The 22,477-nt window shown below is 57.4% G+C and carries 18 protein-coding genes and 1 tRNA gene; 9 read left to right on the plus strand and 10 right to left on the minus strand.

Translation table 11 applies throughout. The features are described 5' to 3' along the window. The first annotated feature begins 129 nt into the window (after positions 1-129). Positions 130-1,656 (plus strand): DUF389 domain-containing protein, encoded by a 1,527-nt coding sequence (locus HFP51_RS12760; RefSeq protein WP_255454665.1) that lies wholly within the window; start codon positions 130-132, stop codon positions 1,654-1,656. A gap of 9 nt (positions 1,657-1,665) precedes the next feature. Here HFP51_RS12760 and HFP51_RS12765 read toward each other — a convergent pair whose 3' ends face one another. Then, positions 1,666-2,388 carry a folate-binding protein YgfZ gene (locus tag HFP51_RS12765; RefSeq protein WP_176876102.1) on the minus strand — a complete coding sequence of 241 codons (723 nt, stop codon included), beginning with the start codon at positions 2,386-2,388 and terminating at the stop codon, positions 1,666-1,668. A gap of 40 nt (positions 2,389-2,428) precedes the next feature. Here HFP51_RS12765 and pyrC point away from each other — a divergent pair, with 40 nt between their 5' ends. Further along, on the plus strand, positions 2,429-3,463 hold the full coding sequence (gene pyrC / locus HFP51_RS12770; RefSeq protein ID WP_176876103.1) for a dihydroorotase: 1,035 nt from the start codon (positions 2,429-2,431) through the stop codon (positions 3,461-3,463). Positions 3,464-3,467: 4 nt separating this feature from the next. Here pyrC and rarD read toward each other — a convergent pair whose 3' ends face one another. Continuing rightward, complete coding sequence (gene rarD / locus HFP51_RS12775) at positions 3,468-4,376, minus strand: EamA family transporter RarD (protein WP_255454666.1); 909 nt, start codon at positions 4,374-4,376, stop codon at positions 3,468-3,470. An 85-nt stretch (positions 4,377-4,461) separates the two neighbouring features. Beyond that, entirely contained in the window at positions 4,462-5,241 is a 780-nt protein-coding gene (locus HFP51_RS12780; RefSeq protein WP_255454667.1) for a DUF1134 domain-containing protein, read from the minus strand. 258 nt (positions 5,242-5,499) lie between these two features. On the opposite strand from HFP51_RS12780, the gene HFP51_RS12785 reads away from it, so the two are divergent. The 4 genes from HFP51_RS12785 to HFP51_RS12800 all read left to right on the plus strand — a co-directional run bounded on the left by HFP51_RS12785 (position 5,500) and on the right by HFP51_RS12800 (position 7,801). Then, a tRNA-Ser gene (locus HFP51_RS12785) sits at positions 5,500-5,592 on the plus strand. A gap of 36 nt (positions 5,593-5,628) precedes the next feature. After that, positions 5,629-5,766, plus strand: a complete 138-nt coding sequence (locus HFP51_RS12790; protein WP_176876105.1) for a hypothetical protein — start codon at positions 5,629-5,631, stop codon at positions 5,764-5,766. Positions 5,767-5,887: 121 nt separating this feature from the next. Continuing rightward, positions 5,888-7,045 (plus strand): NAD-dependent epimerase/dehydratase family protein, encoded by a 1,158-nt coding sequence (locus HFP51_RS12795; RefSeq protein ID WP_176876106.1) that lies wholly within the window; start codon positions 5,888-5,890, stop codon positions 7,043-7,045. A 15-nt stretch (positions 7,046-7,060) separates the two neighbouring features. Continuing rightward, the gene (locus HFP51_RS12800) at positions 7,061-7,801 is read left to right on the plus strand and encodes a phosphoadenylyl-sulfate reductase (RefSeq protein ID WP_176876107.1); all 741 of its coding nucleotides are present in this window, start codon (positions 7,061-7,063) and stop codon (positions 7,799-7,801) included. 33 nt (positions 7,802-7,834) lie between these two features. Here the strand turns inward: HFP51_RS12800 and HFP51_RS12805 are convergent, their stop codons facing one another. The 4 genes from HFP51_RS12805 to HFP51_RS12820 all read right to left on the minus strand — a co-directional run bounded on the left by HFP51_RS12805 (position 7,835) and on the right by HFP51_RS12820 (position 14,239). Beyond that, entirely contained in the window at positions 7,835-10,501 is a 2,667-nt protein-coding gene (locus tag HFP51_RS12805; protein WP_176876108.1) for a glycosyltransferase family 4 protein, read from the minus strand. Between the two features lie 100 nt (positions 10,502-10,601). Beyond that, on the minus strand, positions 10,602-11,669 hold the full coding sequence (locus HFP51_RS12810) for a methyltransferase domain-containing protein (protein ID WP_176876109.1): 1,068 nt from the start codon (positions 11,667-11,669) through the stop codon (positions 10,602-10,604). Positions 11,670-11,771: 102 nt separating this feature from the next. Next, positions 11,772-13,421 carry a GSCFA domain-containing protein gene (locus HFP51_RS12815; RefSeq protein WP_176876110.1) on the minus strand — a complete coding sequence of 550 codons (1,650 nt, stop codon included), beginning with the start codon at positions 13,419-13,421 and terminating at the stop codon, positions 11,772-11,774. 152 nt (positions 13,422-13,573) lie between these two features. Continuing rightward, positions 13,574-14,239, minus strand: coding sequence for a TetR/AcrR family transcriptional regulator (locus HFP51_RS12820; protein WP_176876111.1), 666 nt, complete (start codon positions 14,237-14,239; stop codon positions 13,574-13,576). Between the two features lie 356 nt (positions 14,240-14,595). Between HFP51_RS12820 and HFP51_RS12825 the strand changes: the two genes are divergently transcribed. Next, positions 14,596-17,511 (plus strand): TonB-dependent siderophore receptor, encoded by a 2,916-nt coding sequence (locus HFP51_RS12825; RefSeq protein WP_176876112.1) that lies wholly within the window; start codon positions 14,596-14,598, stop codon positions 17,509-17,511. Positions 17,512-17,604: 93 nt separating this feature from the next. On the opposite strand, the gene HFP51_RS12830 is transcribed toward HFP51_RS12825, so the two are convergent. Together HFP51_RS12830 and pgl are read right to left on the minus strand one after the other, a co-directional pair. Further along, the gene (locus HFP51_RS12830) at positions 17,605-18,162 is read right to left on the minus strand and encodes a PadR family transcriptional regulator (RefSeq protein ID WP_176876113.1); all 558 of its coding nucleotides are present in this window, start codon (positions 18,160-18,162) and stop codon (positions 17,605-17,607) included. A 213-nt stretch (positions 18,163-18,375) separates the two neighbouring features. Further along, positions 18,376-19,083 carry a 6-phosphogluconolactonase gene (gene pgl, locus HFP51_RS12835; protein WP_176876114.1) on the minus strand — a complete coding sequence of 236 codons (708 nt, stop codon included), beginning with the start codon at positions 19,081-19,083 and terminating at the stop codon, positions 18,376-18,378. A 185-nt stretch (positions 19,084-19,268) separates the two neighbouring features. On the opposite strand from pgl, the gene HFP51_RS12840 reads away from it, so the two are divergent. Then, the gene (locus HFP51_RS12840) at positions 19,269-20,060 is read left to right on the plus strand and encodes an LCCL domain-containing protein (RefSeq protein WP_176876115.1); all 792 of its coding nucleotides are present in this window, start codon (positions 19,269-19,271) and stop codon (positions 20,058-20,060) included. A gap of 12 nt (positions 20,061-20,072) precedes the next feature. On the opposite strand, the gene HFP51_RS12845 is transcribed toward HFP51_RS12840, so the two are convergent. Continuing rightward, on the minus strand, positions 20,073-21,644 hold the full coding sequence (locus HFP51_RS12845) for an NAD(P)/FAD-dependent oxidoreductase (RefSeq protein WP_176876116.1): 1,572 nt from the start codon (positions 21,642-21,644) through the stop codon (positions 20,073-20,075). A gap of 132 nt (positions 21,645-21,776) precedes the next feature. On the opposite strand from HFP51_RS12845, the gene HFP51_RS12850 reads away from it, so the two are divergent. Then, entirely contained in the window at positions 21,777-22,448 is a 672-nt protein-coding gene (locus tag HFP51_RS12850) for an LCCL domain-containing protein (protein WP_176876117.1), read from the plus strand. The last annotated feature ends 29 nt before the right edge of the window (positions 22,449-22,477 follow it).

Raw genomic sequence — 22,477 nt, forward strand, 5'->3', positions numbered from 1 at the left:
CGCAGCTGTATCAGTCTAACATGACGGTTTTATGATAAAGAATATATAGTATCAATTATCAATCCGCGCAAGATGGAATTGTCGCAACTGTCTGGTGCGCCTATGCATATCCCAGCTTGGGGAGGCGGCATGGCAAGCGAACAGAATAGCGATACCGGGTTCAGCAATCCGATCACCGGATCACTGGCTTTGCTGCGGCGCTGGTGGCGGATGGTGTGCCGGGAGATTGACCAGGTCGCCGTGATCGAAAAAGTACGCGGCGAATCCGGCTGGACCCCGCGTTATGTTTTCATGACCTGCATGTCGGCGGGCATCGCCATTCTCGGCATGCTGCTTTCCTCGCCAGCGGTGGTGATTGGCGCGATGCTCTTGTCACCGCTAATGGGGCCGATCCTCGGCATCGGTTTTGCCTTGGCTGTTGGCGATTATCGCTGGTTGAGGGATGCCGGCCGCGCCCTGGCCTTGGGCACATTGGTCGCGGTCCTGTTCTGCGCGCTGATCGTCTCCATGTCGCCCTTGCAGACGATCACGTCGGAAATTGCAGCGCGGACGCGGCCGAACCTGTTCGATCTTGGCGTGGCATTATTCTCCGCCCTGGCCGGTGCCTATGCGATGATCCGCGGGCGCGACGGTACAATTGTCGGTGTGGCAATCGCGACTGCCTTGATGCCGCCGCTCGCCGCGATCGGCTTTGGCCTGGCAACGTTCAACTGGGCCGTTTTCGGCGGCGCACTGTTCCTCTTTTTCACCAACCTCACAACTATCGCGCTCACCGCCGCGATCATGGCGCGGATTTATGGCTTCAGCAGCTATCTGACGACCAAGCAGACGGCGGCGCAATCCGTGGTGATCGTGATCGTCTTTATCGCGCTGGCGATCCCCCTCGGCTTTTCGCTGCGCCAGATTTCCTGGGAAGCCAATGCCACGCGCCAGGCCCAGGCCCTGGTGAGCGATGAGTTCGGTCAGGAAGCGCGAATCTCCCAGCTCGATTTCGACTTCGACGCGGAGCCCATCCGTATCACCGCATCGGTGCTCACGCCGGAGATTGTCGGCGGCGCTGAAGAGCGTGCGCAGCGCACCTTGGAACGCCAGCTGGGCCGGCCGGTATCGGTCGATCTACGTCAGTTCCAGGTCGATACTGAGGATACCACTGACAGCGCCGAACTCGCTCTCGCCCGGATGCAGGCGCAAGAAAGTGCAACCCAGGAGGAAATCGCCGATCTCAGCGACCGACTTGCACTGATTGCGGGCACGACCGCGGATGAGGTGACGGTCGATCGTACCGCCCGGCGCGCGATTGTTCGGGTCCGGGCGCTACCGGGGGCTGAGCTCGAAACCTATTACGCGCTCGAACGCCGCGCCAATGAACGGGCCGAGGACTGGGACGTGCAGGTGATCCCGCCGGCGGAAGATTTGCCGGTGGTCAGCCTGACGGATGGCGCAATCGATAGTGCAGGAGAAACCGCGCTTGCATTGGCCATCTGGGCCGGACAGCGATTGTCCGTTCCGGTGGGCGTAACGGGCGTCGATGGAGAAGCCGAAGCGGTGATCGCGCGATTGACGGCTGCCGGAATAGATGCGCGTCGTGTCCCGGGAACCGAAGCGGGTGTGGTGACGCTGCGCTGGCTCGCTCCCGATGGCCGCGATACGCAATAGCGCGCAGGCTTAGGCCGGCGCGATCGCTGCCGCCAGCCAATCGGGCACAGCAATCCCGTCCAGATCCTCGACCCGACGATGTTCGACGCCCAGGCCGAGATCAGGGTATGCGCAGCGCTGGCGTTTTTCGTCGGCCTGATCGAGCGGCACCACGACTATCCGCCGGTTCACCTTGTTCCGATAATGCATGCGGGCGGTATTCTCCTGCCCCACATAACAGCCCTTTTCGAAATCGACGCCGTTCAGCTCCTCCGCATTACATTCAAGCCAAAGCGTCTTGTCGCTGCCGAGCTCGGCGACCCCCTCGGCCACGCCAAGGGACAGGCGATGCGCGTGCCAGCCAGCCGCCGGCTCGCTTGCTGGCCCTAACCAGCGATGGCCCAGTGCATCCAGCCGGGGATCTGACGGGTGGTCGGACTTGTCGATCAACCAATGAACAGCCAGCTCTGGATCCCGCTCAATCACGATCGCGCGGCGCAATCGGTATAGAGATAGCCGTTTGACCAGATCGTCTGCGGCTGCGGCTTCGCAATCGACTAAAATATCGGCGCCATCGGCCCAAAGGATAAAGTCAAACAGCAGCTTGCCCTGGGCGGTTAGCAGTGCCGACCATTGCGGTTGGTCCGCTTCTACCCGGTCCACATTCTGGGTAACTATCCCTTGCAGGAAATCGCGGACATCGTCGCCCGAGAGACGGATCAGGGCGCGGTCGGCAAGCATCGTGTTGGCCATAGGCTTCAATTAGGTGGCCGACCGTGCAAAGGGAAGGCGCATGAGCGATATTCTGACGATCCGGCGGCCCGATGACTGGCACGTGCATCTGCGCGATGGGCCAATGCTCGATGCCGTGGCGGTCTATACGGCTCGCCAATTCGCGCGTGCGATCATCATGCCCAATCTCATCCCGCCGGTGACAACCAGTGCGGCAGCGAGTGCGTATCGCGATCGGATCATGGCTGCGCTGCCAGAAGATAGCGATTTTACGCCGCTGATGACGGCCTATCTCACCGATACAATTGATGCAGATGATCTCGCGTCAGGCCATGACGAGGGTATCTTCACCGCCGCCAAACTCTATCCGGCTGGCGCGACGACCAATTCGGATAGCGGCGTCACCGATGTTGCCAATATTCACGGCGTTCTCGCGCGGATGGAAGCAATCGGCATGCCGCTCCTGATCCATGGTGAGGTGACGGACAATGAGGTCGATATCTTCGATCGCGAGGCGGTATTCATCGAGCAGATTCTTGAACCGCTCACCCGCGATTTTCCCGCGCTGAAGATCGTCTTTGAACATATCACCACCGCTGATGCCGTGGAATTTGTGAAGGCTGCCGGAGCCAACATCGCCGCCACCATCACTCCGCATCATTGTGTAATCAACCGCAATGCAATCTTCGAAGGCGGTGTTCGCCCGCATGCCTATTGCCTGCCGGTCGCCAAACGTGAGCAGCATCGGTTGGCGGTGCGCGCGGCGGCAGTATCCGGATCGCCCAAATTTTTCCTCGGCACCGATACCGCGCCCCATGCGCGCGGTGACAAGGAATCATCCTGCGGTTGTGCGGGAATCTTCAACGCGCCCTATGCGCTGGAAAGCTATGCGGCGATATTTGACGCCGAAGGCGCGCTGGACAATTTCGAAGGCTTTGCTTCGGAACATGGCCCGCGCTTTTACGGCCTGCCGCTCAATGAGGGCAGCATAACATTGCGCCGCGCTGCGCTGGAAATTCCGGATATCATGCCAATCGAGGGAACAGAGCTAGTGCCATTCCAGGCCGGCGAAACGCTGGGCTGGACGCTCGACTAAGCGGTCAGGCTGTCGCTCGCGCCGCACGACGATTGCTACGCGCCATCCGCAGATTATCGATCGTGAACAGCGCTAGCCCCGCCCAGATGAAGAGGAAGCACGCAATCTGCCCGCTATTGAGCGGCTCTTTGAAGATGAACGCGCCGATCAAGAACACCATCGACGGCGCAATATATTGAATGAAACCGAGCGTTGTCAGCGTCAGCCGCTTTGCGGCCGCCGCGAACAGCATCAGCGGTATCGATGTGACAACCGCAGCCAGGATCAGCAGGATATCGGTATTGGTATCCGTGCCAAACATCAGCCCACCGGCTGCGCCGAGCCATGCCAAATAGGCGATGCACAGCGGCGTTAGGAGTGCGGTCTCAACTGCCAGTCCTTCAATTGCCCCGGCATCGGTGACTTTGCGGACATAGCCATAGAGCGCGAATGAGACCGCCAGTGTGGCGCTGACCCACAGCGTATCGAGCGCACTCCAGGCCAGGATTGCCACGCCGATGGCTGCCAATCCGATTGCGATCATTGTGGCCGGGCGCAGCTTTTCTTTGAGGAACAGCGTGCCGAGCACGACATTGAGCAACGGATTGAGGAAATAGCCGAGGCTGGCCGCCAATATATGCTCGTTAATGACAGCCCAGATATAGACCAGCCAGTTCACGCCGATCAGTGTGGCCGACAGGGCCAGCGCGGCCAATGTGCGCGGGTTACGAAAGGTAGCACGCAGGCTGCCCAGCTTGCCGACAGCGAGCAGCAGGATCAGCAAGAAGCCGACCGACCAGACGATCCGATGGGCGACTGTCTCGAACGCGCCGACATGGTCGAGCAGTTTGAAATAGAGCGGAACCAACCCCCAAAGGAGGTACACGCCAATGCCAAAGGCATAGCCGGCCGGTGTGTTGCGAGGTTCGCTCATGTCCGCCGCCTACGACGGTTCGTGCACCGAGGCTACTCGAAAATTGTTGGCAAAGAGAAAGCTGCGATTGGAGCCGCGCGACTGCCTAGAAAGGCAGCCAGCGGCGATTGCGGCTGAAATTCATATAGCCGATATTTGCGCCGAGCCTGAGGCCTGCACCCATGCGGATCGGGATCAGGACCTTGTCTCCCGACCGCAGATAGCTCGCGGTCAGGCCGCCGACGAGATAGGCATTGCCTTCGCCAGCCGGGAAGCGCCGGAAGAGCTCGTCCGTATCGAAGAGATTATAGACCAGTACAAAGGTCGAAGCGCCGTTTGCGCCGGCATCGAAGCCCACGGATGGACCGGTCCAATACACTGGCTGCTGCCCTTCAACGGCATGGAATAATGTGCCCGAGCCATAGCGCAGTCCGAATATGAAGGCGCCGCCCGCTTCACGTCCGACGATATAGCCATTGGGTTCGCCTTGTTCAGACAGGATATCCTGGATGATGCGCGCGAGGCCCTCTGCACCATCTCCGAATACGCCGCCAGCGGCCGCGATCAGATCGTCCTGCTGATAGGTGGTGCGGCCATCTTCGGCCGGTGTCGTCTGGTTGGCAACGACATCGGTATCGCCCGTTGTCGCCTCATTTTCGTAACCGGGCGTGTCGGGAATATAGTTGGGATCGGAATATACCGTCGTGTCAGCCTCGGTCGCTGCGTCCGGATCGAAATCGAACTCGTCGCCATAGGCGATGGCGGGCGCGCCCTGATCCGTGGTTGAGCCGCCGCTCTGATAGTCGCTTTCGTCATAGCCAGACGCTTCGAGTGCGGCGTCTGGGTCGACGGTGTCGATCTGTGCGGATGCCGGGGCGATGGCCATCCCGAACGCCCCTAAGGCTGCGGCGATGGAAAAAATCTTCGTCTTCAACATAGTAACTCCCCCGACAGAATTCGGCGCCCGAGAAATACGTCGCGCAGCGACTCCCGCGCAATCGAGCGTGGGACGAGTTGAGTCGATATTAGGCTGAAACGAGTCGATCCTGTGGATTTTCCGCTATTTGGAGCGGAATTGCAGGCGATGCGACTTGTTGTTGATCGGGCTGGCCTGCGTCGCTATACGCGCCTTTCGGCTCGGTCAGGACACGTGGGTGAGTGGCTGAAACCACCGGTTTGCTAAACCGGCATACGGAGATTATCCGTATCGAGGGTTCGAATCCCTCCGTGTCCGCCAGCTGAATTCACATATATTCATAACTATGCGGTGCCCATGCTGCGCGCACCGGACAGTGATGCGCGTATCATCGCGATTATCGAGCCCAGCCATGCCGAAGGCCCGCGCCCGATATCAATCGGCCCGGACACAATCGAAATGTGCAGCGCCACACGCTTAGATCGAGCGATCTAGCCACTCATCTCATCGCATAGGCGAGTTGCGGATAAGCTGTTGATTTGCTGGTACGGATGGATAAACCGGTTTTTCGACAGAATTCGTACTCGTGATGGGGCAAAAAGGTAGGCGATCTCGTATGAAAGTATTCGTTTTGGGGGGCGACGGCTTTTGCGGCTGGCCCACAAGTTTGTATCTATCGCGTCGCGGTTATGACGTAACCATCATAGACAATCTCTCGCGCCGGAAGATCGATATCGAGCTCGGTGTCGATTCGCTGACGCCAATTGCGCCGATCGACCAACGGCTCGAAGCCTGGAAAGAAGTCAGCGGTAAGGATATCGCCTTCCATGATTTCGATATTTCAGAGAATTATCATCGGCTGCTGAGCCTCATCGAAGCCGAGGATCCCGATGTCGTGATCCATTTCGCCGAACAGCGCGCTGCGCCCTATTCGATGAAGTCGAGCTTTCACAAACGCTATACAGTCGACAATAATCTTAGCGCGACGAACAATCTGCTCGCCGCGATCGTGGAAGCAAAAAGCAATGCCCATATCGTCCATCTCGGAACGATGGGTGTTTATGGCTATGGCACAGCCGGAATGAAGATCCCTGAAGGCTATCTCACGGTCCAGATTCCGACAGATGACAAGCCGATCGAACAGGAAATTCTCTATCCCGTTAATCCAGGCTCGATCTATCATTTGACGAAGACGCAGGATCAGCTGTTCTTTGCCTATTACAACAAGAATGACGGCATCCGGGTGACGGATCTTCACCAGGGCATCGTCTGGGGTACGCAGACTGAAGAAACCAAGATGGACGAACGGTTGATCAATCGCTTCGACTATGACGGCGATTATGGGACTGTGCTCAATCGCTTCGTCATGCAGGCTGCGCTCGACTATCCGATGACTGTGCATGGCACTGGCGGTCAGACCCGAGCCTTTATCCATATCCAGGATACCTGCCGCTGCATCGAATTGGCGATCGCCAATCCGCCACAGAAGGGCGAGCGGGTGAATATCCTCAACCAGATGACGGAAACACATCGCGTTCGCGATCTTGCAAAGATGATTGCGGACAAATCCGGCGGCACATTCGAGCTAGTCGAGAATCCCCGCAACGAAGCCGATGAAAATGAACTTCATGTCGCGAATGATCGCTTTCTCGGGCTGGGCCTCGAGCCGATCACGCTGGAAGACGGCTTGTTGGACGAGATCACAGAGATCGCGACCAAATATTCGGATCGTTGCGACCGAAGCAAAATTCCCTGCCGATCAACCTGGACATAGGGGCGGGCGCGGCCGGTGGTTCTTGCAACCCGCCAATCGATTGAGCTCGCTGAAGTTGCCGAGACGCTGAACGCGCGGTTTGCGGGCAAAAGTGCGGGACAAATTCTGTCGGATATTCTGCATGGCGGGGTCGCCGGCCGGCCCGCAGTTCTTTCATCGTTCGGAGCGGAAGCGGTTGTACTGCTGAAACTCGTGGCGGATCGCAAACCGTCGACGCCAGTGGTCTTCCTGGAAACGCGCAAACATTTCCCCGAAACATTGGAATATGTCGATCAGGTGATGGATTCGCTGGGGATGACGACCTTGGTCCGCGTCCGGCCCGATCCCAATCAGCTATTGGCTGCAGATCCGGATGGGACGCTGCATATCACTGACAGCGATCAATGCTGTTATATTCGCAAGACGTTGCCGATGATTGGCGTACTGAAGGATTATGATTGCGTGCTTACTGGCCGCAAGCGGTTTCAAACTGACGACCGCCAAGCGATGCAGACGGTCGAAGTCCAGAACAATTGGTTGCGGATCAACCCTCTTGCCGAATGGTCGCAGCAAGAGATTGACGCGTTTTTGGATGATCAGCAGCTGATGCAACATCCTCTGGTCGCCATGGGTTTCCCGTCAATTGGATGTGCACCCTGCACCGTGCCGAGTGACAATGCGCGCGATGGACGATGGGCGGGCATCGATAAAACGGAATGCGGAATTCACCAGTTCGGCAACGAGGATGACCGTGCATCGACAGATGGCAATGACTAGGCTTGGCCAATCTGTCAGCGCAATCGAGCGCAGTTAAATCCCGATCTTCTTTCTGAGCCGTCCGAGTACGGTGAGTTCAGCACTTTCTCGTGAGCGCCCGTCTGATCCTGAAATGAGGTCATTGGCCGCATTATGGGCCTGCTTTGTCGCACGCTGGCTTTTCCGCGCCTGCTTCGCCGCCCGATGCTGCTCCACTTTCTCAATCAGCCGGAAGAAATCATTGCCCCAGAAGATCGGGCGGTGAGAGCTTAGATAATAGACATTTGGCTCGAGCCGCTGAACGGCAAGGCCGGCAGCCCGCACTCGCTCGTCGTTAATCAGCTCAATTCTGAGATGTGTTTTGGGTCTGCGTTCGAGTAGCGGAGCGAGTGGGATCTCCGAAACAGCAAGTTCGCCTTTGGTGTCGGTGTCGAGGTCGTGTTTGAGTATTTCGCCATTGGCCTTGATCAGCAATTCTCCCTTATGGCGCATGGCGACATGCAGCACGCCAATGTCGCGGTCGAATCCGAGGTAGATTGCGTCATTAAACCGCACAGGATCATCCGGACGACCGAGCCGATCTACATTTGTAAGCCATGCGTCATTGTCTTCCCGCCGGTGGGCTTTGGCCATGATGATTGGCCCCCGATTGGGCTTACTGCCGCCACCACCAGTCTTGGCAGTATCGAGTAACAACAGCTTACGTGTGGTCAAATCTACACCGTCAAGGACGGGCTTTCTGACGAGATAGTCACCGGTCGGATCTGCTGCGTCTGGATCTTGATCATCAGAAATCTCGACCGAGAAAAGCGGTTCGGGAACCACGAACAATTCGCGACCATTTGCTGCCGCGCGGCCGACAAACTCATGAACTGTGCCAGAATCCACGCGATAACCCTCAAATTCGCCAATCGAATCAAGGCAATCCCGCCTGCCGATCACGATTTCGACGCCATAGGCATCACCTGAAATAGTTTGCGTCGCGACATCCCCGCCGAGCGGGACGAACAGGTTAAAATCTTCCATGTCCGCTGTACGAAACTGATAAAGCGTTGTCAGGATATCTGCAGGACGGACGGCCATGGCCTTGCGAACAGTCGGGAAGAAGTCCTCGGATATTTCAGTCACTCCTGCGGCCTCGCAGATAATGATTTCGGCATCTGTCTGCGCTCGGCCTGCGTTCAGGCACTCGCCGGTCGATGCGCCGATCATCTCGATGATCGTGAAACCTTTTTCCTGCGCCGCCGCGATTTGCTCGCGTACGGCGTTGGTTGGAAGAAAACTGACAATTACGATATGATCTGCAGCGGCAAGACTTTCAGCGCTTCGCGATTCCACAAGCTGCGAGAACATTCCCAAATTTGCCGGCGCCGAAATATAGGCAATAGTTGACGCGAGCTCATTCGGCTCTGGAGGGGAGGCTAGTGCACGGTGTCCCTCGCTCGCAACATAGCGGTGAAAACCATACCAGGTCGCGAGATTGTCATCATTATCAAAGGCGGGTCGGGCAATCGGCTGGCCATGTTCGAGCGCGCGCGCGATCGTATCGGCAAGATTCTGCACCTGCGGCTGCACCAAAGTGGCGTCGTGGTCGATCGCATCTATCAGTTCCGGCGTCCCGCCGACACGGGTTGCGATGAACGGAATCCGATGTACCAGGGCTTCGTAAACCGCCATCGTCGAGTTTTCGATCAAAGACGGCATCACCGCGATCATTTCTCGCGAACACATTAGCGACAATGCTTCAGGCTGGTTTCGGTCGGTTACAATCTCAATCGGGAAAGGCCAGTGCTTTGCATGGGCCTCGATGAATTCGCCAGGCTTGATATTGCCTTGTCCCTGCAGCTTCTCCCCTTCCTTGCCAAGAAAGGTGATCTTATCAATCTGGGCGCCGTTCGCGACGAGCGCATCGATCGCGAACACAAAAAGCTCGAGGCCTTTGCGTGGTTCGAGGCGCCCGAAAAACACCAATTCTCCAGTCTTAACCGTGTCGCCAAGCTCTCGCCGCGGCCGCTGATCGTCGACCAGCACTTCGGAGAAGTCGACAATGTTCGGCTGGACATAGGTATGTCCCTCGGGAAGCTGATAGCCGACATAGTCCATGAAGCTGAGCAAATGCGCGCTGCCGCCGACGACGATGTCCGACCATTCTACGCATTTCTGCTCTGCAAACGCGGCAACGATCAGTTCAGCCTTGTCGATCGGTCGCATCTGATAGTGTCGATTCCAGATATAGGGCGATGAAGTTTTCATCACGAACAAGGTATCGTGGAACGCCAGGCCGAGCCGCTTGGCTTGCAGGCAATAGAAAGCGCCGCCTCGCCATTCTGACGTATGGACCATGTCGAACCGGTCGTTGGCCTTCAGCCAGCGATAGAAGGACAACCAGCGCCACTGCCATTTGGCGCTCGCGCAATAGAGTTCATTCTCCAGGTCGGGGAGATACACCAGTTCGATGCCAAAGCTGGCATAGTGATCGATCCAGTGTTCCGGTGTCTCATTCTCGACCGTACGGCCCTTAAGATAAAGGACTGTGACCTTATGTCCGTCGGCCGCCAGACCACGAGCGAGATGATAATATGTGGAGGCAATGCCACCGTTGCGAACCGGACCGATAATCTCTTCGGTCGCAATCAGGACTTCGAGCTTGTTCTCACTAGCCGGTGCGACAAACTTATCCAGCGATGGAAAGCGTCTTACGTCGAAGGTATCGGTCTGCATTGCCTATCGACTGGCCAATTTGGAGAAGTGACAATCGCAATCTGCGGTTCCGCAGCTACGTAGCCTGTCAAAAATGATCCACGAATCCATTGCTGCCCCACTATAGCGCTGGTTTTCGAAACATGACGGTGAGCTTGATCGTATCTATGTCCGACTTTGACATATCTTTCCAGCGCGGTAGCAACGCCTCGGCGGTTTCCGGCGGTACTTCGCCTTCCACCGATCTTTCCTGCAGGATTTCAAAGCCTGCACCGGTGATCGCTTCAAGATGTTCACCCTTGCGCAGGCGATTCATGCCCTCCGGAGCGTCCTCTTCGGTTAGAAAGCTCCACGCGTTAAATCCGCCTCCAGGTTGGTATGACCGATGGTCAGCGATATCGATAAAGTGAAAATGTGCTCCACCGGGCGCAGTTTTCCGATACAGCCAGTCCATGATCGGCTGAATTTCGTCGACATGTTCGAGTACCGCGAATGAAACGACGAAGCCTAGCTCGTCATCGTCCACGTCCAGATTCAGGAGGTTATCAATACGGTGATCGATTGAACCAGAAAGCCCTCCAAGGACCGTATCGATCTCGCCCTGCGCCAATTTGTTCGTATCAAAATGGCTAAGCCGTTGCTTGAAATCACTTTCTTCGACATCATCCAGCATGAATTGCTCGGGATGAAGATTGAATTCCGCCAGCGTCTCATAGAGCGAAATGGCCGAGTAGGTCGGATTGCGCATCGGTCGCATGTCGCACGCAACCGATCTAGGAAACCCGTTTAGATAGAAGAATGTAGACAGGGATACCGGATCATGAGCGCCGCATCCGAAATCAAGGAATGTCTTGTCGCGCGGTACATCGGTCAGCGCCATTACCCGGCGGGCTTGGCGGCTTTTCCGTTGGAGCTTTTGCCAGCCATGTTTGGCATTGCCATTGCTCTGAATAATCTTGCTCATATAGACAAGATGGTTGAGTTTTTCTTTGCGATTCAGCTTGCTAGCCTTTAGCAAGTCGAGCTCACCGATGAAGTAATCAAGTGCCTTTTCGGGCTCGCCGTCGGCAATGAGATCGGAGAAGCCCGCTACAAAGCGAGATTCGCTAAAACCGCGTTTTTTACGCGCGTCTTTCTTTTCGCCGGGTGTGCCGTCACCCGATTCCACCGAGTTTTGGATATCAGCCAATTTTCAAGAATGCCTTTTGTTTAAGCGACCTGTATGATCGTGCCCCCGGCATAACCCTAACATTTGTCGCGAAACTAGCAAGGCAATGTGACGGCCTTACGTTTAGGCAGCATCTACTTTCTTGAGCAGGCGTTGGACTTGCGCAACTTGCCATTCATTGGCGGCTGCGACTCCCTCAAGCATGGTTTTTACCGCTTCGTGCTCACCAAGTTCGGACAGGCAATATGCCGTTTCGACCGCGAGCGGCGGTGTTTTCTCGCCACAGGCCAGGGCGTCCTCCAGCCTTTCCAGCGCCAATCGATAATCTTTCATGCGGCGCAGAGCGCGACCCACGACGAATTTTGCGAAATATCGCTGGCGTGGATGCATTTCCAGCCATCGGGTTTCAGTTTCCAAGATCTTGTCTCGGGAGCCCATTTCAATGGCGGCTTCGACCATTGTCCGCCAGTGTAGATCACCCTTGTGGTCATGGCTTGCAATCGATTCTGCGACGGCGAATGCGGCGGCATGGTCACCATCCTTCAATAATGCCGTGGCGCGAACCAAGCGCGCTTCTGAACGCGGATCGTCCAATAACAGGCGTGCCGCAGTCGCATATTCGAAACGGTCGACCAGATAGCGCGCATACTCCAGGCGAAAGGCTGGCGACTGTGCAGCCTGCGCCGCATTATCGGCGAAGAATTTCTCATCATTGTGAATCCGCGCTTCTATGGCGCGCTCTGCGAGGATCAGCGCATCGACGCTTTCGCTCGGTAGATTGTGTTCAGCTGGGAAGGCGGAATTGGCGTCCGCGCGGGATTTCCCGGTAAAGGCGTTCACCATCCGCTCGACATTGAAGGCGACGATGTCCTCGGTGACATGCACGAAATCGTTGGTCCATGCGATCTGCCGGTCGCTATGGGTGACGGACTCATAGCTTGGGAAATAGCACAGCCTGTCGCGATCGGAGACGACATGTTCAGCAACGGTGCGGAGTACTGATTTCGAATAGTTGTTTGCTGTGATCACATCCATCCGCCGATGGGTCATCATCATCGGGACTGGCGACACTGTGAGAATGATCTGGAGATTGCGATGGCCATGGGCAAAGCACAGGTCGAGTGCGCGATCGAGATAGTCGCGGCATTCGTCGAACGTCAGGACATGGAGTTCAAAGCGACCGGGCCAGGATCGGAGGACCGATGGCAAAGGCGTGGTGTTGAGATAGACTTGGGCCTCATTGTCCCACCACAGTTCGACCAAACCGAGCGTCATGACCAGGATGCGACATTTCTTGAGCATCTGAATCGCTTTGGCGAGTCCGTCTCGTCGCTTCCTGAGCAGCTCGATCGGGGCTGGCTTGATGCTGTTGACCATGTGCAGATCGATGAACTTGCCGTTCTGCACTTCAACAAAACCAAGATTTTCGTCAAACGTATCTGCGCCAAACGCCCAGGCCAGCTCATTATAGATTGACGGTGTGCCGAAATTATTGACGACTTCCGCATTAACGCCGTCAAATGCCGGTTTTTCGAGCAGTTCCCGCATCGGAATGCGAAAACCACGCGCCAGCAATTCCTTCTCTACATTGCGCGCGAAACAGGAGCCGATGGTAAATATTCGCTCCTTCTGCTTGAACTGGAATGGCACGTCGAATTCCGGTTTGGTTACCGGTTCGATACGATTCTCATCGCCCCGATTGCCCCAGGCAGCGACTGGATTGGATTTGCGAATGCGCACCGCGTCGAGTGCGTTGTGAACGACTAACGGCATGCAAGCCTATTCATCTCTGGAATCAATAACCACACGGAGAGGCTAGGGGATTTTCCGGCAATCGAAAAGCGGGCATTTCGCAGCGCGGCATGGCAGCGTCACGGACTCACAGAAAGCGATGGTTCCGAGGCTGGTGTTTGGCGCCGTCCGGGTCAGGCGGCCTGAACAGTGCCCTGTTCAAAACCGTCAAATGTGCAGGTTGCCGCAAACATGTCTTTGGCAACGCTGGCTACCGTCTTTTCAAAACCCTCTTCGACGAAATCCTCCTGGTTGAGGAGCTGCGGCAATGCGAGTGCCGCTTCAAGGCTCATAAGGCAGCGGCCACGCGCGCCATGCAATAGGACAATCTTCAGGTCGCTATGTGCACCAGCCTCGGCAATCGCTTTCTCCAGCCCGCGCCGCAGCGGGGCCGCGATCCGTGTGTCATAGACATGACGGACCCAGGGTTCGGGATAGGCGTCGCGCAGCCGCAGAAAGAGTAAGTGGCCATAGGCTTCGCTGCGAACACTATCGGCAGCAAAGCGCACATAGTCCTGGATGGTCCGGCTGACCGAGGCACTTGGTTCGGGGGGTGATGCGATGGCATCCGCCACGGTTTCGGCGAGCAATGCGACGCTGGCGCGGTAAATATCCTCGAGTCCGTCGAATGAATAATAGACCTGCCAATAGGTAAAGCCGATTGCCTCGGCGAATTCTTCGACACTCAGAGCACTCCAATGGCGCTCCAGGAAGATCGGCAGCGCGGCATCCGCAATCTCTGCCCGGCGGGAACGCCAATCCACGGTCGATCCGGCAGGACGTTTCTCGCGACAAGCCATGGTCTCTCCCTTTCAATACTGTCAGCTTCGATAATATATCGAAACGTAATATATAATATGTATCGGAATATGAGAGATGCCCGGAATCGCACGGGAATTTCGACAAAAAGCCTATATAACGGGACGTACAGCACTGTTGTTGGATTGCCACATATCTCAAACAACTACGAAACGAGGTAAAAAAGGATTGAGCGCGGCCAAGGCGGACGTCATAAGCGCGATCCATGGTCAACGGCGAATCTACGGGTTTCGTCTGCCACACACTCGAAGCGCGGCGTCGCTTCACCGGCACAGGGACGGACCAGGTCCGGCTCGCCGATTTGAGGCCGCAAAGTTTTTGAAGGGGTTTAAACTCGATGAATACAGGACAGAAATTTTCAGGATTATCGGCACGGCAGCAGGGCCTGCGCGCAATGCTGCTCGGCAGTGCGGCAACGGTCTTTGCCAGTTCCCCTGCCTTGGCGCAGGACAGCGAAGAGCTGGCCGCTGCATCAAGCAATCAACCAGCCATCATCGTTACGGGTACGCGTATTACGAACCCGAACCTTGAGCAGTCGAGCCCGATCCAGGTGGTTGGCCAGGACGAAATGGATTTTCGTCAGGCTACCAATGCCGAAGAATTGATCGGTGATCTCCCGGGTATTGCTCCGGGTACCAACAACTCGGTCAATAACGGTTCAAATGGTACATCGACGCTGAACTTGCGCAACCTCGCCAATGTAGGCGGCGCAACGCGAAGCCTGGTTCTGCTGGACGGAACGCGCCTTGTTCCTTCAACGATCTTCTCCGAGACCGATCTTAACATCATCCCGGTTGCTCTGGTCGAACGCGTCGAAGTCATCACCGGTGGCGCGTCCTCGGTTTATGGTGCTGACGCCATCTCGGGCGTCGCCAACTTTGTGCTGCGGCGCGATTTCGAAGGCATGGAAGCGGCAATGACGTACGGCATCACCGAGCGTGGTGATGGTGAGCGGATCCGCGGTGACCTGACCTTGGGTGCCAATTTCGATGATGGTCGCGGTAACGCAGTCCTCTCAATTGGCTATCAGGAAGTCGATGACATCCTGCAATCCAGTCGCACCATTTCGCAAAACGCCCTGTTCCTCGGTGGTCAGCCTGTCGGCTCGGGCACCACGGTTCCGACCCGCTTCAACGGTCTTCAGATTGATCCGGCCGGCCAGACGCTCGTTCCGCAGTACAATACGTTCAACTATGCGCCGTTCAACTATTTCCAGACGCCGCTTGAGCGCTGGAATATCTTCGGCACGGCCCGTTATGAAGTAACCGAGGGCATCGAAGTCTACACAAGAGGCATGTTCACCAACTCGACCGTCAGCCTGCAGCTGGCACCGTCGGGTCTGTTCGGTGATCCGTTCGCTTTGCCGCTGAACAACCCGTTCCTGACGGACACTCAGGTCGATCAGATTTGCGCGAGCTTCGCCATTCCAATCGATCCGGTTGCCTGTACAGCTGCGCGTAATGCGGTTGATCCGAACGACCCGGCCTATCTTGCGCCTGATGTCATCATCAACCGTCGTCTCGTTGAGCAGGGTCCACGGGCTACGGACATTGTGACTAACCAGTTCCAGGTTTGGGGCGGTGTGCGTGGCGATCTCAGCCCGACCCTCGGCTATGATGTCTATGCAACCTATGGCGAATCCCAGCGCACCACGACCCGTACGGGCTGGGGCCTGAAATCGCGTATCGAGCAGGCGCTGGAAGCCACCAGCACGACGACCTGTTTTGATGCTTCGAACGGCTGTTTCCCGCTGAACCTTCAGGGTGGCGGACCGGCTGGCACGAACATCGATCCGCGTTCGGTGGCCTTTTTCAACCAGCCATCGGGCTTTACCGACACAACCTCGCTGTTGCAGGTCAACGCCTCATTGAACGGCTCGTTCGGTGAAACCGGCCTCTTCACGCAGACGCCAATCGGCTTCGCCGTCGGTGTTGAATATCGTGACTATACGGCCAGCCGCGTCGCCGATGTGTCTGCCGGTACGCAGGACGAAGTTCTGGGAACGGGCGCTCCGGCACCATCCTTTAATGGTCAATATGATGTCATCGAAGGTTTTGCCGAGCTGATCATTCCGATCCTCGAAGATGTTCCCGGCTTCTATAACCTCACGGTTGAAGGCGGTATTCGAGTCTCGGATTATTCCAACACCGGAACAAGTGTAACGTGGAAGGCTGGCGGTAGCTGGGAACCGTTCGAAGGGTTCCGTTTCCGCGGAATCTACCAGCGTGCGACCCGGTCACCGAATATCGGCGAGCTGTTCGCTCCGGTTACAACCGGTCTGACCCCGCTTGCGCTTGATCCATGTGCTGGCGCGGGTCCGGTTGGCAATGCTGCGCTAACGGCGATTTGCGTTGCGCAAGGTGCGCCGGCTGCAACGATCGGCCTGATCCCGGTTCCGTCCGCTGCGCAGATCAACCAGACCTCTGGCGGCAACGTCAATCTCGACGTTGAAAAATCAGACTCGATCACTCTCGGCCTCGTGGCAACGCCGCCGCAGGTTCCGGGCCTGGTTTTCTCAGTCGACTATTTCAACATCGAAATCACCGACGCTATTACCCAGCCGGTCCCCGGTGACATTCTTGTTCCGTGTTTCGGCCCGAACAATGATGGTGCCGGCAGCGATCCGACCGCATGCGCCAATATTCAGCGCAACCCAATCAACGGTTCGTTGAACGGTGGTGGTGAAACGCCGGGCCTGATCCTGCAGCTTACCAACCAGGGTACGCTGGAAACGTCAGGTATCGATTTCCGCGTAGCATACCGCCTGCCGGTCAGCTTCGGTTCGATCAACTGGGATCTCAACGGCACATGGACGGATGAACTTCTGTTCCAGGCCAGCCCGGCTTCGATCAATCGTGAGTGTGTCAGCTTCTACGGTCAAAACTGTGAACCGCTGACGCCGGAATGGGCCTTCAACCTGCGGACCACCGTGAGCATCGACGATATCGCAGATATCTCGCTGCTGTGGCGCTGGATCGACGGCATGACGCTTGAGCCATTGGATGGTTCATTCGGCAACACGCTGCCGGAATATGCGTCGGTTGACGATGCATCCTATTTCGACCTGACGGTGCGTTCGAATGTCAGCGAGAATTTCGATGTGACGTTCAGCGTCCAGAACCTGCTCGATCGTGATCCGCCGAATGTCAGCTCGTTCATCGGTTCGAGCTCATTCAACTCGGGCAACACCTATCCGACGACCTACGACACGCTGGGCCGTCGCTACTCGGTTACCGGACGTCTCCGGTTCTAGTTAGAACGTTTGGTCACGTTCTAGTGTGATGGCGGGGGTGGTTTTGGAAGTCCTACCCCCGCCATTTTTTTGTCCATCAGACAGGAGCAGTGATCAGGAGTCGGCGGCCGAACTTTTGACGAGATCGAACAGGATCCTATCGAGCCAGTCCATTCGCGCCCGCAAGATGCTTGCCGCATTGTCATGGGCATATTCCTGGAACGGCCCATCGGATTTCTCATTATAGGTGTCGAGCTCGGCCTGTTTTTTCTCAAGCTCATTCTTCGCCGCCAATACCCAGTCGATCCGCTCCTGATGCGTCATCAGGTCAAATGACAGGACCTTGGTGCCGAGCGTGTCGTGCGGGATGAGTTGGGCCGGTTTGAATTCGAGAAGCCATGCCTTGAGGGCCGTCTCGCCCTTGTCGGTTGTCCGCCATACTTCGGTGCCGCGCGCATCATCTTCGATCTGCCGTCCTTCAATCAGCCCTTCTTTCGAAAAGCGGCTGATCATCGGGTAGACCTGCCCCATGCTCTTGTTGACCGAAGCAACAGGAGAATCCTGATAAAATTTGGCGACTTTATAGGCTGTGATGGGCTGGAGCCGATGGACGAGCGAAAGCAACGAGCCTTCGTGATCGGTCAATGTCTGCGGCGTGTCTTGTGCACTCATCGCGAGATGTATTCATTCCTTCGCCGAGTCGGCGTTGCCCCTGAGAAGGCGCATTGTCATATCGAGGAATGCGGCACAAGTTTCCGGCATAATCCGATTAGTAATATTTACGGAATTATGACGCTGTAAAACACTGAAAAACAGCCAGTTTAGGGGTTGTGGAGAATCTGCGTCAGTCCGGACATTTCAACGTCAGTCGCGAACGCTGTAGCGCTAAGTGGCGCTCCAATAGACATCCAGTGGGAGATCGACCTCAGCCAGTACGCGTCCAATCGGCACGCTGGAGAGTGGCCCATCTTTGATTGCTTTCTCCAAAACCTCGCGCTTGGGCTGCCCGGCAAGCGTGACGATCATCGTATGCGTGCTTAGCAGCGCGGCGCGCGTGAGGGTGACCCGATCATAGGGCGCACTGGGTGGTGCCGGGTCCGGAGACACGCCAACAGCTCGACGACTCTTGGGCGCATTGATTGCATCGTCCATCTGGCCGGGGAAAATTGATGCGGTAGATCCATCTTCGCCCATGCCGAGCCAGACGAGATCGACTGGCCAGCTCAGGCCCGCCAGTCGTGCGTCGGCACTTTGGCCGGCTTCCTTGGTGCTCCAGCTTTGCGAATGGTCGATCAGCGGTTCGACGGTGGCGCCAACCGATCCAAGGATCCGTTGCAGCATTTCATAATTGCTGTGTTCATCACCCTCTGGAACAATCCGTTCATTGGTCGGAAACACGCGGACTTTCGACCAGTCGAAATCGCGCTTAGCCAAGGTTTCGAGGATCGGCACGGGTGTGCGTCCACCGGGCAAGGCGAGCTCCGCCTTGCCATTGGTCTCGATCGCCTTTTCGATGATGAATCCGATATCGCCCGCCACTTCATTGGCAAGCGTGTCACCGTCTTCGAATTCCCACCATTCCACTTCGATCATTGCATCGGGCTCCACTGGCTCCAGTCGATATTCCGCTTCTAATAGCCGCTATGGCGGCGAACGCCAGTGTGCCGTTGCCTTTGGATTGGTGATAATCGCGCTCACGGGCCGGTCGGTCGAATGCACCGCTTGCCAGCGGCTCCCGAGACTCGCATTGTGCCAGCGATCTTGTGGGGAGAGAATGGATGGCATCGCTTCGTACATTGGGCTGGATTGCTGCTGTGATGGCGCTGTCGACGCTGGCGGCGTGCGACAGTTTCACGAGTTCGCCGCCGGAAGAAACCACTCCGATCGAGGTGATCGAACCGCTGGCTGATCCCTGTCCTGAACGCGTTCAGGACATGCGGGGATCGGCGGCATCTTTCACCTGCTCCTGCTCGGCCGAAACAGCGCAAGCGGGAACGGTTTGGGGTGCGGGTCCCTATTCCGACGATTCCGCTGTGTGCCGGGCTGCGATGCATGCGGGGCTGGTCGGCGATGAACCGGGCAATGTGACTGTGAACTTCCTGCCGGGCCGTGAAGCCTATTCGCAATCGATCGCCAATGATGTGGAAACAGGCGCCTGGGGGTCGTGGGGTGGCAGCTTTGCCTTTGAGGGCGCTGAGCTCGGCGAACCCGAGGGCGATGCCTATGCCGATGTCTGCCCCGACAATGCCGAGGCGCTGCGCGGGACGGAGGAAGCTGTGACCTGCCGATGCACCGCCGACATTCTGACCGACGGCACAGTCTGGGGTACGGACATTTATTCGGACGATAGCGCGATCTGCAAAGCCGCGGTCCACGCCGGAGTGATTTCAGAGGCTGGCGGCGAAGTGCGTTTTGCTCCGGTTGGCGGTCAGGAGGCCTATACCGGATCCGAAGCCAACGGCGTGGAGACTCGGGATTACGGGGCCTGGGATGGCAGCTTTGAATTTGTCGAACTGGACGACAATACTGGTCAGGCCGATACCGACGACGATTCCGGGAGCGATAGTTAGCCTGGCCTTGGCCTACCGAAAGCGCCGCCGGTCGCGCAGGATAACGGTCGCTGCATTGCGCCCTGGTCGACCGGTTACACCACCCCCCGGATGGGCGCCCGATCCGCAGAGATAGAGACCGGATACCGGCATGCGATGGCTGGCAAGGCCGAGCATCGGGCGCATCGCCCAAAGTTGGTCGAGCGACATGCGGCCATGGAAGATATCACCACCGATCAAGCCGAAGCGCCGTTCGAGATCGAGCGGGGAGAGGGCGAGCTGGCCGACGATGCTGGCGCGGAAACCGGGGGCGTGGTTTTCGATTGTGTCGATAATGGTTTCGACCGCGGAATCGCGATGCTGGTCCCAATCCAGTGTTGGATCGAACTGTTGGCAGAACAGGCTGGCAACGTGCGCACCTTCAGGCGCGAGACTATCATCGAGCGTCGACGGGATCAGCATTTCGACGATCGGTTCCTTCGACCAGCCATCGGTGCGCGCGTTCTGATAGGCGCGATCCATATAGTCGAGGCTCGGCGCCATGATGATGCCGCTTGAAAGGTGCGGACCGGGCTCGGGCAGGCAGGTGAAACGCGGCAGTTCGGACAGCGCGACATTCATCCGGAAGGTGCCGGATCCCGACACATGCTGCTCCATACGGGCGCGCAGGCTCGGTTCGAGGGCATCAGGCTCGAGCATTTCCAACAAGAGCCGCTTGGGATGGACATTGCCAATGACGACATCCGCCAAGACCCGCTCGCCATCCGCGGTTTCCACACCATCCACCCGATCACCCGAGCGCAGCACCCTTGCGACTGGAGCCTCTGTTCGGATCGTCACCCCTTCCGCTTCGCATGCGCGCGCCATCGCCTGGGTGATCGCCCCCATCCCGCCGATCGCATGGCCCCATTGCGCGGTCTTGCCATCGACTTCGTTGAACACATGGTGGAGCAGGACATAGGCCGAGCCCGGCGTGTCCGGGCTGTGATAGGCACCGACGACGCTGTCAAAGCCAAAGGCGGCTTTGACCGGATCGCTCTCAAAGAACCCATCGAGAAATTCGCGCGCCGATCGGGTAAAAAGGTCCACTGCGTCGCGCTGCGCTTCCATGGGCAGCTTCAGCGCCGTGCGCGCCTGGCCGATGGCCCGAAACAGATCGTCGAGCCCGCCCCCGGCATTGGGCGGCACCGTCTTGGCGAGATAGCGCAACAGGCTGGCCGCCGCATCAAGCCGTCGCTCATATTCGGGCAGCATCGCCGCATCGGCGCGCGAGAATTTGCCGACTTCTTCCGCGCTCCTTCCGCCACCCATGATCAGGTAGCTTTCGCTATCCAGCGGCAGGAAATTGGCAACCGGACGATGGACGATCCGTAAGCCATGTTCGGCAAGCCGCATCTCTTCTGCGATCTCAGGATCGAGCAGGCCGACCGTGTAGCTCGCCGTCGAATTGCGGAAACCGGGATGGAATTCTTCGGTCACGGCCGCGCCACCGACAATGCTGCGCGCTTCCAGCATCTCCACCTGGTACCCGGCACGCGCCAGATACCAGGCGCAGACCAGGCCATTATGGCCCGCGCCGATGATGAGTGCCCTTTTTCGTGCCATGCCCAACCGCATAGGTTGAAATGGCCAGGGAGTCAGCATTTGCCAACGCTAGGCGAATGCGCAACATTAGGCGGTAGAGGGCGCGCCGAATTGTCCGACGGTTTGCGGGCTTCGGCTATAGGGGAGAATTACATGTTTCGAATGATCGCTATAGGTTTCGCAATGGTCGTTGCCGTGATGCTGGTACCGGTCGACAGTCCGGCTCCGGCCATGCAGGCGGGCCTGCAAGCGTGCCCGGACAATGCCACCGCCTATCGCGGCACAGGCGGCACCTATAGCTGTTTTTGTTCAGCATCGGCGGCGCGGTCAGGCTCTGTCTGGGGGACGCAATTCTATTCCGACGATTCCAGCATTTGCCGCGCGGCTGTTCATGACGGCTGGATAGACGAAAATGGCGGTCAGATTACCTTCCATGTGAGCCACGGGATGGGTGGCTATGATGCGAGCTTCAACAATGGCGTTCAGAGCAATGACTGGGGCGAGTGGGACGGTACTTTCATTTTTTCCGTCAACGGTCTCCCAACCTGCCCGGAGAATGCCACCAGATTTCGCGGCAGCGCGGAATCATATCGCTGTTTTTGCCCGGCGCAGAATATCGAGGCCGGCTCGGTCTGGGGCACGCGTGTCTATACCGATGATTCCAGCATCTGCCGCGCGGCGATGCATTCGGGATCTGCCACCTATCATGGCGGTTATGTAACCCTGCGCCCATTGCCCGGGCAGAGTGGGTATCGGGGGTCGGACAATAACGGCATCCGGACAAACGATTATGGCGCCTGGTCCGGAAGCTTCACATTTGAATAGCGCGCGCCGATCCGTCTGAGGGGAGAGTG

The sequence above is a fragment of the Parasphingopyxis sp. CP4 genome (assembly GCF_013378055.1).
Taxonomy (GTDB): domain Bacteria; phylum Pseudomonadota; class Alphaproteobacteria; order Sphingomonadales; family Sphingomonadaceae; genus Parasphingopyxis.